11 protein-coding genes and 1 pseudogene are annotated in these 12,434 nt (G+C 66.0%); 7 read left to right on the top strand and 5 right to left on the bottom strand.

Translation table 11 applies throughout. The annotated features are described in order from the left end of the window. Positions 1-41 precede the first annotated feature (41 nt). Positions 42-1,079, top strand: coding sequence for a hypothetical protein (locus tag ACH4EW_RS28775; protein WP_398261838.1), 1,038 nt, complete (start codon positions 42-44; stop codon positions 1,077-1,079). A 1,384-nt stretch (positions 1,080-2,463) separates the two neighbouring features. On the opposite strand, the gene ACH4EW_RS28770 is transcribed toward ACH4EW_RS28775, so the two are convergent. Beyond that, the gene (locus ACH4EW_RS28770) at positions 2,464-3,789 is read right to left on the bottom strand and encodes a ParB/RepB/Spo0J family partition protein (protein WP_398261836.1); all 1,326 of its coding nucleotides are present in this window, start codon (positions 3,787-3,789) and stop codon (positions 2,464-2,466) included. Further along, on the bottom strand, positions 3,786-4,937 hold the full coding sequence (locus ACH4EW_RS28765) for a ParA family protein (protein ID WP_398261834.1): 1,152 nt from the start codon (positions 4,935-4,937) through the stop codon (positions 3,786-3,788). The genes ACH4EW_RS28770 and ACH4EW_RS28765 overlap by 4 nt, the downstream gene beginning before the upstream one ends. A 301-nt stretch (positions 4,938-5,238) precedes the next feature. Here ACH4EW_RS28765 and ACH4EW_RS28760 point away from each other — a divergent pair, with 301 nt between their 5' ends. The 5 genes and pseudogenes from ACH4EW_RS28760 to ACH4EW_RS28740 all read left to right on the top strand — a co-directional run. Then, entirely contained in the window at positions 5,239-5,889 is a 651-nt protein-coding gene (locus tag ACH4EW_RS28760) for a TIGR02391 family protein (RefSeq protein WP_398261832.1), read from the top strand. Between the two features lie 355 nt (positions 5,890-6,244). Beyond that, positions 6,245-6,433: a hypothetical protein gene (locus ACH4EW_RS28755; protein ID WP_398261830.1), complete on the top strand. Its 189-nt coding sequence runs from the start codon at positions 6,245-6,247 to the stop codon at positions 6,431-6,433. A gap of 1,034 nt (positions 6,434-7,467) precedes the next feature. After that, positions 7,468-8,154, top strand: coding sequence for a hypothetical protein (locus tag ACH4EW_RS28750; protein ID WP_398261828.1), 687 nt, complete (start codon positions 7,468-7,470; stop codon positions 8,152-8,154). Between the two features lie 45 nt (positions 8,155-8,199). After that, positions 8,200-8,613, top strand: coding sequence for a hypothetical protein (locus ACH4EW_RS28745; RefSeq protein ID WP_398261826.1), 414 nt, complete (start codon positions 8,200-8,202; stop codon positions 8,611-8,613). A 116-nt stretch (positions 8,614-8,729) separates the two neighbouring features. Continuing rightward, positions 8,730-8,922 (top strand): annotated as a pseudogene (locus ACH4EW_RS28740) (hypothetical protein); the annotation flags it as partial. 223 nt (positions 8,923-9,145) lie between these two features. Here ACH4EW_RS28740 and ACH4EW_RS28735 read toward each other — a convergent pair. The 3 genes from ACH4EW_RS28735 to ACH4EW_RS28725 form a co-directional block, all read right to left on the bottom strand. After that, complete coding sequence (locus tag ACH4EW_RS28735; protein WP_398261824.1) at positions 9,146-9,580, bottom strand: ankyrin repeat domain-containing protein; 435 nt, start codon at positions 9,578-9,580, stop codon at positions 9,146-9,148. A 729-nt stretch (positions 9,581-10,309) separates the two neighbouring features. After that, positions 10,310-10,459 (bottom strand): hypothetical protein, encoded by a 150-nt coding sequence (locus ACH4EW_RS28730; protein ID WP_398261822.1) that lies wholly within the window; start codon positions 10,457-10,459, stop codon positions 10,310-10,312. 118 nt (positions 10,460-10,577) lie between these two features. Then, the gene (locus ACH4EW_RS28725; protein WP_398261821.1) at positions 10,578-10,853 is read right to left on the bottom strand and encodes a hypothetical protein; all 276 of its coding nucleotides are present in this window, start codon (positions 10,851-10,853) and stop codon (positions 10,578-10,580) included. A 453-nt stretch (positions 10,854-11,306) separates the two neighbouring features. Between ACH4EW_RS28725 and ACH4EW_RS28720 the strand changes: the two genes are divergently transcribed. Then, positions 11,307-12,350: an SGNH/GDSL hydrolase family protein gene (locus tag ACH4EW_RS28720; protein ID WP_398261819.1), complete on the top strand. Its 1,044-nt coding sequence runs from the start codon at positions 11,307-11,309 to the stop codon at positions 12,348-12,350. Positions 12,351-12,434: the final 84 nt, after the last annotated feature.

The raw sequence follows: 12,434 nt of genomic DNA, 5'->3' as shown, positions 1-12,434 counted from the left end.
CATGTTTGTGGAGGGCTGCGTTGGCGCGCAGGGATGACATCGTGACGATCCTGATCGACACGAAGAACGAGATGAAGAAGTCGATCGACGGCCTGGACAGCCGCGTGAGCGAGCTGGACCGTGAACTGCGGGCGGCGTTCACTGGCGAGATCGCCAGGCTGGCCGAGACCGGGTTCGCCGAGCTGAAGGCGTCCCAGCACGAGACGCGGACCAGCGCCTACAACGCGGGCAAGCGGGCGAGCGACGCGGTCACCGCCGTGACCGATCTGCGCCGGCACGTGGACCAGCTGCACATCGGACTCGAAAGCCTGCACCACGATGTCCAGGAGGCGCTGTCGCTGCTGCGCGCTGCGGCACCGATGGTGATCGGCGCGGCGGGGGATCCGGTCCTTGAAGCGGCCGGGACCGCCAACGGCCCCGAACCGGCGGGGCCGCCGTCCCTGCCCAGGCAGAGGCAGACACCGACGGAAGAACCGGAACTGGCGCTGTCTGACGCTCCGGCTGCGGCGAACGGCCCGGCTGCGGCCGAAGAGGACGGGAACGACCGAGTGACTCCGGAGGAACCGGAGCAGGCCGGGCCGGAGTCCGAGGACGACGAGAAGAAGGAACAGGAGGAGGTAGCGGATGGTCCCGAGTTGGCGCTGAGGGCTGGAGAACGTGCGAACGAGGCCGGGGAGAAGGAACCGTCCCCCCTCAGCCAGGACGGGCGGATCTGGGCGATCATGAGGGCCGGGAGGGTCGCGTCAGCAACCTTGGTCTGCCACCGGGACACCTGGGAGTTCGTGGCTGCCCAAGTCGGCAACCACCCTCACTTCCGGACCCCTGCCCTGGACGAACGCGCCGAGGGCCTGGTCGCGGCGGTCCTCTCCGGCCGATCGCTGGTTGCCATGCTTCTGTCGCTCTACCGCATCGCCGAGTCCCCCCGGTCAACGGACGTGGACGAACTGGTCTCGTACGCCGACTGGGCCATGGCCTTCCAGGTCTACTACGAGACCGCGCGAGTCCTCCGACAGGCACATGCTGCCGAAGGCGAGCCGGTCGTGGTGACGATCGACAGTCGCCTGCCGGCCTCCAACTGAAAGCTGACCGGCGGCCGTGGAAGTCATGACGCCTCGGAGAGTCGGGGTGCGGCCGCCGGTTCGGCCTTGGGGCCTTCCACGTCGCTCGTTCAGTCAGCAGGGCGGAGATGAGACGGAAGTCCCGGGCGAGTCTGTTCCGGGTGGGGCGGGTGGTTTCCTCCGGATGGAGTGCTCCGTAGGAGCGCGGGTAGTAGCGGGTGAACTTGTGGAGCGCGATGCGGTCGGTGATCCATCGGTAGAGGGGGTCGCCGGTTTCCTCGAGTTCGTATCCCGCGAGCGCTTCGCGGCGGGTGATTTCGGCGACGAAGCGCCGTAACCCGCCATCTCCGGCGAAGAGCCGGCGCTCCCAACGGTCGGAGGCGAGAAACCAGCAAAAACTACTATCTCGCACTAAATGCGACCGACAGAAAGGCGGTGCTGGCGGCCTGCTGGCAAGGGGTCGGTATGAAGAGATATCCGAGCTGCTGGCAGGCCACCAAGAGGGCGCACAGCCGATTTCACCTGCCCTGGATGGGCATTGAATGCTCCATACGAGTGAGAAGGATGCGGTTGGCACTCTCCGGGTGAGCTTTTGCCCTGCGGGGCCGTGACGAATGACGCAAGGCCGCGACGCTGCAGTCGGAGGATGCCCAGGCACTCTTCCCGGTCATCGACGAGTACGACGCCGTCCATCTCACCACCCAGGGCCGGAAGGCGAGCTGATAGTGGCTGCGATACCCCTCGCCCTCGACGGCTACGCCGACGCGATTTTGGCCCCGGCACCGGCTGGGGAACCGCCTTCTTCGACCTGATCCACTCCCCCATCAACGTGGACACTGTCGCACCCGACGCCCCCGGCACCGTCTGCGCCCGCACCACCATCGACCCGCGCATCGCCGACGTGCTGCTGCGCGAGATCCAGCCTGGCGACCTGCTGCGCGTCACCGGCATCGTTGTCCAGCCCGAAGGCCCCGACGACCCGGCCTACTTCACCGTCAACACCCTGGAGGTCCTGGAGGCATCCCCGGCCCCGGATATTGGACAACCGATAGAACCCGAGCCTTCGTGTTGGAGTGCCGGGGCAACTACGTTGCGGTCTTCGGCGCCAACCGCGACGTTGTGCCGGTGTTCACACGTTCGGCCGTTGGGGGGCCGGCGAGGCCGCCAGCCCCCAACGTGATCAGCTACCTGATCGACGCCTGGGAGAACAGCGGCACGCGATGACGGCCGCCCTCCCCGCACAGCGCACTGCACTGAAGCGACTCCCCACCGCCACCCCTCCGTGACCTGGGCAGCCTGACGCTGAAGGCCCGACTGCCCCGAGATCATCGACGGGGAGTCGGGCCTTCTTGCGCTTGTGGACGGCGCGCGTCCGGGAGGGCTGACTGGCTCCTCGGGCCGCGTGCTACTCCGCAGCGGATCGGACCGAGCTGCGGCGCTGCTTGGCCATCTTGTTGAGCTTGTCCACCAAGGTCAGGAACTGTGAATCATCCATGCGGGCGTTGAGGAACTCGGCAGCTTGGATGGCGTTGTCGTACGGAAACCTGACACCCGTGACTACCGGCTGCGGCGCTTCAGCACCGGGGCGCTCCCCGCGAGGAACGGGAACGCCGTCCAAAGCGTCCTCTCTCCGGGCCGTAGGTGCTGAGAGGTCCGTCGAGCTGCCGTGAAGCGTCTTACCGCTGGCGCCTCCAGCCGCAGAGCGGGAGGAGTTGTTGTCCGCGGACAACGCGGGCGAGTCGGTCGTTGCGGGCGGCGCCTCTGCGGCTGTGCCCATCAAGGGCCCGTCATCGGTGGAAGCAATGTTGTCCGCGGACAACAAGTCCCGGAAGCCAGTAGCGGCGACGGGGGATTCTGGTGCGGCACCTGCAGAGGACTCAGAGCTGGAGGCTTTGTTGTCCGCGGACAACAAGTCTGAGGAACCAGCCCGCGCCAAGGCCTCGCGGCCAACGGCCAGTAGACGCTGTTCCTCCGCCTTCTGCTGTTCCACGGCCTCCTTGGCGCTCGTGAGGTGGGCGAGCAGCTGGGCCGACTCCTGGCTCGGGTCCTCTTTGAGACGCCGGGCCAAAGAGCGACCGTCCCGCTCTGAAACCTCGCCAGCGCTGAGCATCACCTGGATCTCCACCGGCAGGGTCAGCAGGGCCAGCTGGTTGGTGATCCAGGACCGGTCCTTGCCGAGTCGCTTGGCGGCCCGACTCCGCGCACCCCGCTCGCCGCCATCCTCCGCGCAGACGTTGACGAGCTGTTCCACACCCCGGGCTCGCTCGATGACGTCGAAGTCCTCGCGGTCGAGGTTTTCCGCCAGGAGGTGATCGACGAAGTCCTCGCGGGTCGCGGCCAGATCGTCTCGGACCACGAAATCGAGCCTGTCCAGGCCGACATGGACGGCGCTGCGGAATCGGCGCTCGCCGTTGACGAGCACGTAGAGCGCGTCTGCCCCGATCGTGCTCTCCTGCTCAGGCCACAACCTCAGGTAGGCCTCACGAGTGACAGCCACGCACGCGGCGAGCTGTGCCTCGCGCAGCTCCTCACCGAAGCGCGCCATCTCTTCGCCGGAACCAAAGTTACGGCGCGGATTGAGGGGAGTGGGCGCTACCTGATCGAGGGAGAGCCGGACCAGCTCGTACGCCGGAATCGATCCCTCTGTCAGTGCCTTCGCCCGGCCGCGGTCGCTGCGTTTCCGGGCCCGTCCGAATGAGGAACTCTCCCCGACCTTGTCGGCGATACTCATCGCTTGATCCTCCTCGCGATCGAGCGCAGTACCTGAGCCTGCTCACAGTCCGGTTCGTAGGCGAGCAGTGGTTCCTTGCGACGGACCGCCTCGCGCTGCTCCTTGAGTTCCGGAACGATGCCGATGACCGGTTCGTCCATGCTCTGCCAGGACTGGAGCGACGAGGTGGCGATGTAGCCGTTGCGTGCGTCGTAGAGGTTGACGACAAAGCCCAGGGTGGTGATCTCCACCTTCAGGTCTTCGCACAGATCGTCCATCTGCTCGGCGAGCATGTCGTATGCGTCGCCGGAGGTGTCCTCGGCCTGGACCGGGATGATGATCCCAGACTGGTGGGACTCTTCGCCTTCGCGGGTGCGCCCGTAGTACAGGGCGGTGTCCATGGTGTACCCCAGGCTCGGGGGGCAGTCGACGACGATGAAGTCGAAGTCCTGCTCCACGTCGACCAAGACGCGTTCGAGGGCGGTCTCCTTGATGCGTACGGCCCGTGTAGTGGCCAGCTTGGCGTCCAACAGGAACGCGTCCTTGCAGGAGGGCAGCAGCCACAGCCGGTCCTCGAAGTCGCCCCCCTTTATGGGTACGAACAAGGCCCGCAGGTCGTCCTCGGTGTCTCCGAGCATGTGTTTGGCGAGACTGGTCGACTCGATCTCCAGCATCTCGTAACCGAGTTGCCGCGTCAGATGGCCTTGCGGGTCGAAGTCGATCAGGAGGGTCTTCCTGCCCATCTCGGCCAAGGCTTGGGCGACGCCGGCAGACACCGACGTCTTGCCCACACCGCCCTTCTGGTTACCGAAGACGAGTCGGCGAGCTCCGGTTGTGCGCGGGGCTGCCGGGCGCGGTGACGGGTTCGAGTCCAGCCAGTGCCGAACTGACTGGGCCATACCCTGGTTGTAGGAGATTTTGCGCGACTTGCTGGCGGCCTTCAGTTTCTCGTACAGCCCGGCCGGCAGGTAGGTCGAGAACGAGGTACCGCCGCTGGTGTCGACCGCAGGGTAGCTCTCCAGCTCGATCCAGGAGATCACCCCAGCCGTGACGGCGTTCTGGATGTCTTTACTCAACTCTGCCGCGCGTACCTTGAGTTCGCGGCGCAGGTCGGTCGGCAGCTTGGCAACTACCTTTTCCCGATCATCTGGGCTGTATGGAGCAGTCATGGCGCTACCTTAGTAGCGTTTGGTCTGGGGGCAAGTCAGACCAGCCGTGTCGCGGCCAAATCGCTCGCCACCCTGCACAAGCACACATCTGGTTGGAATCCCGGATGCCCGCGACGCGAACACCTTCTGAAACAGCGGCGACCAGCGCAGCGATCAGATCGCGGACGGCTGCTACGAGGCCGCATTGGGGCTCGCTGACGAACTCCCAACTGCAATCAGCGAAGGTCCGGATGTACGCCGAGATCGCCGACGTTCTCGACGGCATACCAAGCGCCCGGACCCGAAGAGCCCGGTGCCGCGCGTGGTCGTCGACGCGAAGAACAAGAAGCAGCCGGCCGCGGGGAGCGTGAAGAGGGAGTGCCCCCGCTTAACGCCGCCTGATGTGTCTGTGTCGTGGCGTAGCGTGCGGTTCATGATGTACACGTTCATATCGCCGGTCCCGGCGGACCGGCTCCGGAGCCTGCCGACGCGCGACATCGCGTTCCCGCTCCTCGAGCACCTGGCCAAAGTCGATGACTACCTGCAGTACAGGCCGACGATGGGCGGTGCACGGGAGGTCTTCCGCGACGAGCCCGACGCCGACGTTCTGGTCGACCGGCTCTCCGATGCGTGGTCCTGGCTGGAGGAGCACGCCCTGCTGTCCAGCGTCCCGAGCCAGGATGGGAACTTCCGACAGGTCTCTCGAGAGGGCCGGGAGTTGCTGGAGGACCCGCAGGGCATCCTGCGGGTCGACGCCCGTCACCGCCTGGCCGGTCCTCTTCATCCTGCGCTGGACGGCAGGGTGCGGATCAACTTCGACCTCGGCGACTACGAGACGGCGTGCTTCGCCGCGATGAAGGCGGTCGAGGTCGCCGTCCGGGACGCCGCCGACTTCGACCACTCCCTGTTCGGCACCGACCTCATGAGGACCGCCTTCGCGACGACCAAGAACGGGAGCCCGCAGGGCCGTTGACGGACACCGGGGCCTTGGTCGCAGAGCAGGATGCCCTCTCATCGGAGAGCGTTCAGATACTCATACTCCCCACCCTCACCACATGGTCCAAAACCGGAACAAGTGGGGAAGAGAAGCAGCTCTGGCCGATTTCAAAGAGTCTCATCATTGTTCGTCGCGCAGCATTTGCATGGCCCTCGGTAGGGGCGCAGGGAGCGAAAGACGGCGTTCGTCAGGCGGGCGCGACGTCGCTGCTGGTGCCCGCTGTACGGGAGCGGCCGTGAAGTTCCGGTGAACTCTCCCGCCCGGGGCATGGATGGACCGCGGTCTGTCTGCCCTCAGGCTCGCCGCCGGTTTGGTGGTGACCCAACGGTAGATGGAGCTGCTGTTCGGGATGGGTCGGCACACGGACGCCGACCGGATCGAGCGCGAGCTCGGAGGCCTGCCCGGCGAGCGAGCCCGCCACGGGCTCGGCTGGTGGGCTGCGCAGGACACCTGGCGGGAGAAGAAGACCCCAAAGCCGTTTCGGGAACTGCAGGCTGGTGGCGCGACTCCGCTTTGCTGAACTTTGGGCATCGGGTGGTCGACGGGTTGCTGGAGCGCTGCCGGGCCGCCGGGGCGGCAATCCGGGCGCGTGTGGGCCCGTTGATGGACACCGTGCTTGCCGCCGCCGACGTCACCATGATCGTCTACACCGTCTGCGGCACCTTAGCCCGCCGCCACATCCTGGTCGAAGCCCGCCGCCACCTCATGGAGGCCCTGCGAGGCCGTGCCCTCGCGCCCGGCCTGGACAACTACATACTGCACGACAGGCTCGGTTCACAGAACGCACCAGCGGTAGGCCGTCATGTCTGCAGACGGACCAGGACTCGCCAGGTGCGGCAGCTCCTCAGCCCTGGCGGGCTTGCGGTGCCCCGCAGGGGCGCACCAGGTCGGGCCCGCGCCAACGGCCGGATAGGGGATCCGAAGACCAAGAGCCTTGGCTGGGCACGTCAGTGGTGCAGGTGGCCGCTCGTCGCCGTCGTGAAAGTGACACTTCGTTTCGGCTGGCTTTCGGTGGCACAGGTATAGGCGCGGCTGGACCTGGCTTGCGACGCGGAGAAAATGTCCGGACAGCTTCACGCGAGGATGGACGTCAGGCGGGACCCTGCGGGTCTTTTATAAGAGGCCCGGCAGTGTAAACCCATCCTGACCTGCATGTTTGCTGGGTTGATGTTGTCCGGGAGAGCACATTTCGCATGACGAGATGTCAACCTGGCCATCACGTTCGTCCCGAAAAATCAAGCACTGCTTGATCGGGCGGGCTTCGCGAGGTGGGCGGCATCATCCCTGGTCAGAGAGGTAAGGGTGCGGGGGATAGCGAGACGTTGCCTCCGTGTCGGGTCCACCGAATGTGCGCTCCATGTAACACAGGAAGACAAGTGTCACTTGACTATTGGCTCCCGTGCGGCAGGGAAATCAAGCCTGGATTGATTTCTTTTGCGATCGGTACGCGAGAGACGGCGTCCGTCGCCCGAAGGCGCGCCGGTGCGCCAAAAGACAAGCCTCCATTGATTTTTCGGATAGTGTCTGCCACGCCTGAGTACTAAAGGAGGTCTTGTGCCATCAGAGCAGCCGGTTCGGCGTCGTCCGGGCGGGCCACGAGCCGTTCCATCTAACACGTCTGACGACGCCGCATACGACGAAATCCTCAGCGTCCTGGGGAGGCAGCTGGGCGAAGCGGCCCAGACCGCCGACCCCCGCAGCCGCCGCAAACTGAAGGGCGTAACGTTCGAGTTCGAGAACGACGCGCGCGCCGTACACAACATGGCGGGCAACGCCGGCTACAGCCTGGCGAGCAACTGGTTCACCCAGCTCCTTGCCCAGCTGGCCGTCGCCAACTCCATCACGAAGTCGCAGCTGTGCGTCTTCCTCTTCGTAGCCGGGGGGCAGGTACCGGGCACCGGAATCGCCCAGTACACACAGCAGGAGATCACCGACGGGCTGAACGAGCTTGCCGCGAAGAAGGGCGGCAAGAAGATCACCCGGTCCACGGTGAACCGCGCCATTGGGGCCCTGTGCGGCTACAAGTGGGTGGAGAAGGCCGGAAACGGCAAGATCCGTCTCAACGTCACCCTCTGGTTCCAGGGCAACAGCACTGCCCAGCATGAAGTGCTCGCAGAGATCGCCTCGGAGCACGATCACGACCCCACCGCCTTCCCCCACGACATCGGCCCCGAGCAGCCGCATCAGGAGGAGTTCGACTTTGGGCAAGACACCTACACCAGGGAAAAAAGAACCGGGTGATACTGCGGACGTACCCCGGCAGCCGACAATGAGGAAGGTGGCCTGATGGCTGAGGTCCTGTCCCCGATCGTCTCCGATCGCATCTGGGCCGTACCGGTCTCCGGGGCAGCAGTGAAATTTCTCCACTACTTGGTGTTCCGCTCCGAGTTCGGCGGACACCTGCCCGTACGCCAGAAGGACATGGCGAAGGAATACAAGATCACACCACAGGCCGTCAGCCTCCTGATGGCACCACTATGTGATCTCAACATTGTCCTGCGCCCTTCCAGCGACGGGCGAGGAGGCAACAGCTACCGGCTCCATCCACTCGCGGCCAAGTACGAGAGCCACGACGACATGGAAGCGGCGTTCCGGCACACCCTGCAGGCCATCAAGGCAGGTGAGCTCCCGAACCTCAAGCTGCCCTCGTACGCCACAGCACCACCCAGAGAGGGTCGCCCGAACCTCCAGGTCGCGTGAACCAAAAAAGGGCCCCGCCAGATTCTGGCGGGGCCCTTGTGCCTGAGTAAGGGGTACGCCACGCACTATACCCGCGAAGGCCGGCAGCAACCTGTTGGAGATGACCGACGAGAAGCGTGCGGGCGTACGGCGTCGACCACGACCCTGGCCAGCAATCCGGTCACCAGTACGTCGAGCTGGTCGGCGACCCGTTGGACGGGCTGCTTTTTGACGTCATCGGCTGGACGGCCGAAGAGGGCGATGCTGATCACGGAGATCGGAACCTACGGCCCGGGCGGGCGCACCGAGTACCCATCACCATCACGGTGGCCGACATACGCAACACGTAGAGCCGAGTCAGCGCCGAGGCTGTTACGTCTCGCCACGCGAAGAGCTGGGCCTTGGCATCGTTCCCGGGGCCCTGCGCTGCACCCTCCCTGCGGGAGAGCTGCACCTTTTACCGGGAGGTGTTGAGGCGACATGCAAGGCAGGACTAGGGCGTGTATCGGAAGTCGATCTTGAGATCCATGCAACGTTATGGCGAACGCTGCTGCTATGTCGTTCGCCCGCTGGTGTTGGCGCCCGCCGTGGTGAGGAGAGCGACAGTTGCGGGGTGGGGGCCATTGTTCGCCCAGTCCAAGGGGGACCAGCCTGTGCCGTGCTTTTCCTGCGCATTCGGATTGGCACCGTGCGCCAACAGCGCGCGCACGGTCTCGGTGTGTCCCCAGCATGCGGCTGCGCACAGAGGCGTGCCCTCTGCGCCGAATCCGCTGCTCTCGGTGTCAGGGGAGGCGCCGGCCGCCAGAAGCAGGCGGGCGATCTCGGCTTCTCCGTTCACGGATGCGGCGTACAGAGGGGTGGTGCCTTCGCTGTCGGCTTGCTCCGGGTCTGCCCCAGCCCGCAGTACCGCCTTCACGACAGCGGTGTCACCCACCGGAATTGCGTTGAAGAGGCGCCGGGAGAGCTTCTTTCGCTGCCGCTGGTTCATGAGGGCCGAGGTTAGCGATTGGGCGCGTGGTGGGGCCAGTCATATCCATTCGTTGATGGCCGCGACCAGCACTGTTGCTTCATAGCGGGCCGCGAGTTTGTCGTATCTCGTGGCGACGAATCGTTTCCTCTTGAGGCGGTTGACGCCGGATTCGACCGCGTGGCGCTCGTGATAATCGATCTTGTCGAACTTAACCGACCCCGCTGCACCTCTCGCCGGAGCAACGCGAGCGCCTGGAGGAGCTCGCCGACGCGTCCCGGTTGCGAGCGGTGCTGTTCGCGGTGCCGAAGCCGTCGCCCATCCGGCGCCGTTCCGAGGCAGTACCCCGGCGGCCGGCTGAGCCAGTGGCGCGCCGCGCGGCTGCGCCGGGGCCGCCAGAGGTGAGTGTGCGCGGCGGACTCCATCGCGCCTCGGGTGCGCGAACCGACGATGTCCCGGGTGGGGAGTGGAGTCCACTCGGTGGCTTTGTTCACGGGCGTCCGCTCAACCTTGATCCCGGGCTCATTCGAGAGCCACTTGTACTCCCGGTCACGGGGCTTCGGACAGACGCTGGACTGTCCGTCAGCGTGGGGCCTCGTCGTCTGGGACGTCCGGGGAAGGGAAGTGGAACGGCACTCCGAGGTAGTGGGCCAAGGCCCGCCCTGCCCTGTCTGCAGCGGTACCCGGCGGAGACCCGCCGACGATTTCGCCGGGCTGCGCACCCTTCTGAATTCACGACACACCGTGCCGTCACGGCGCCGTCTTGCCCACGTGACGGCCCAGATGACCGGCCTGGCCGCGATCGTCCTGCACGACCTCGGCCGCGACCGCGAAGCCCGCGCATGGTTCGCCACCGCAGGCCGTGCCGCCGAAGAGGCCGACGACGCCACCCAGCACCAACGGTTTTTCCGTCTACACCCTGCGCCGGATCGCCCATGAGGTCACGAATGATTCGCTCAATGACAGCGACAGGGGACGGGCCACAACCGGGGATTGCCTCTGTGGCCGGTGTGAGCGTCTACCCACCGGATTCCAGCGGAACGGGAACGTAGCCGTACGGCGGACGGGAACCGCGCCAACGCAGCTCCATTCCCCGCATTGCAGCCTGTGCACCCAACAGGCGCTCACGGATGGACTGCGCCTCAAACTCGGCAGCAGAGGCGAAGATTTGGAGAATCAGTTGGGTGATCAGATCCACGCCGCTACGGAAATCCAGCGTGAGACGGCCGCCCGGACCCTCAGCAAACACGATCACTTTCCGGTGTTCACGCGCCCACTGCACAAGCGCGTTCATACTCCGCCATGCTGCGCACGGCACGATCGAAACGCCAGGAACCCAGCTCGGGCCGCTCAAACGGGGTGGTCTTGCTCGCGCTCACCCCCAGGTCTACGGCTTCAGTCGTCATGCCTGTGCTTGAGCGCATAGGCTGCTTTGCCTCGCTGGCCTGCGGGAACGTTGCCATCGGGCATGTCTCCTAGAACTGCTGGACATGCGTGTCCGGAGACCCCGAGGGCAACGAATTCTGCGTCCACTGACCCCGGTCGCCCCGCTTCGCGCGCGCGATAGTAGCAGGTTGTGCCGGGAGCCGACGCGAAAGATCCGACCAATTAGCCCGATCGGGTGATGGCGAACCGTTTCACCGGACAGGGCGGGGCGACGGCGCGGATGATCTCGGCTGAGTTGCGTTCCGCCCCCGGGCGTCGTGTTCCGGCAGCCCGGACGTCTTCCACTGATCCTGGAGTATCCATGCGACACCCTGTCTCCCGCCCGCGCATACGAGCCCTGGCTGTCGGGCTCGCGCTCGCCGCGGCCACGCTCTTACCCTCCGGCTCCGCCGGTGCGGCCGACCAGTACGAGTGGGCCGCGCTCGGCGACTCGTTCACCGCCGGCGTCTTCGTCGGCGACCCGCAGCCCCCCCTGGGGGATCCGTCGCAGGACGGCTGCGCCCGGACCAGCAACTCCTACCCCAGCGTGGTCGAACGGGAACTCGCCGAGTCCCCGCCGGGCAAGTCCGTCCAACTGACCAACGTCGGCTGCAGCAGCGCCGTCATCGCGAACATCGCCAAGGTCAAGCAGACGCCGATCAGCCCGGTCCAGACCCCTGCCGACGGCTGGCCCGCGGTGGACACGCAGATCAAGCGGGCCGGGCTCGACGACGAGACCGACGTCGTCACCATCGCCATCGGCGGCAACAGCCTGCCCTTCGGCGACATCTTCCCCAAGTGCCTCGACCAGGGCACGATCGACAAGTCCTGCCGCGAGTACTTCACCGCCCCGCCCAAGGGGGAGGAGAGCATCCGGGAGAGGCTCGCCCGGGTCCAGGACGAGTACATCGAGATGCTGGCCGAGGTACACCAGGCCGCGCCCAACGCCAAGGTGATCAACATCGGCTACCCGGCCATCATGCCGGCCAAGGCCAGTGACTGCGACCGCGGGTCCATCACCGAATTCGGCGCGACCACCCACGCCGACATCGACTGGCTTCGTGACGGCGTCATCAAGCCGCTGAACAAAACGATCCAGCGGGTCGCGTCGTCCTTCGGCGACCGCTACGTCGACGTCTACTCCTCCAGCGAAGGCCACGACGTCTGTCAGCCCGCGGGCACCAAGTGGATCGAAGGAATCTGCGGCGACGCCGCGGACTACTGGCCCGCCACGTTCCCCGGCACGTCGGTGGACTGCGCTCCCATCGAGAAGCGCGCCACAATGATCCACCCCAACGCCGCGGGACACGCCAACACCGCGGTCCAGGTGGAGCGAGCGATCCGCATCGCCCTCCGCCAACACTGACCCACCGGCCCGAACCCTGACGCCGGAGCCCGGCCCCCGGCCGACGGCTCCGGCGGCGGGGCGTCTACGCGGTCACGCCGAGTT

The organism is Streptomyces sp. NPDC018000 (assembly GCF_044328025.1).
Lineage (GTDB): Bacteria > Actinomycetota > Actinomycetes > Streptomycetales > Streptomycetaceae > Streptomyces.
Note: the sequence above shows the minus strand (reverse complement) of the source record. Positions and strands in the feature narration are given on the sequence as shown.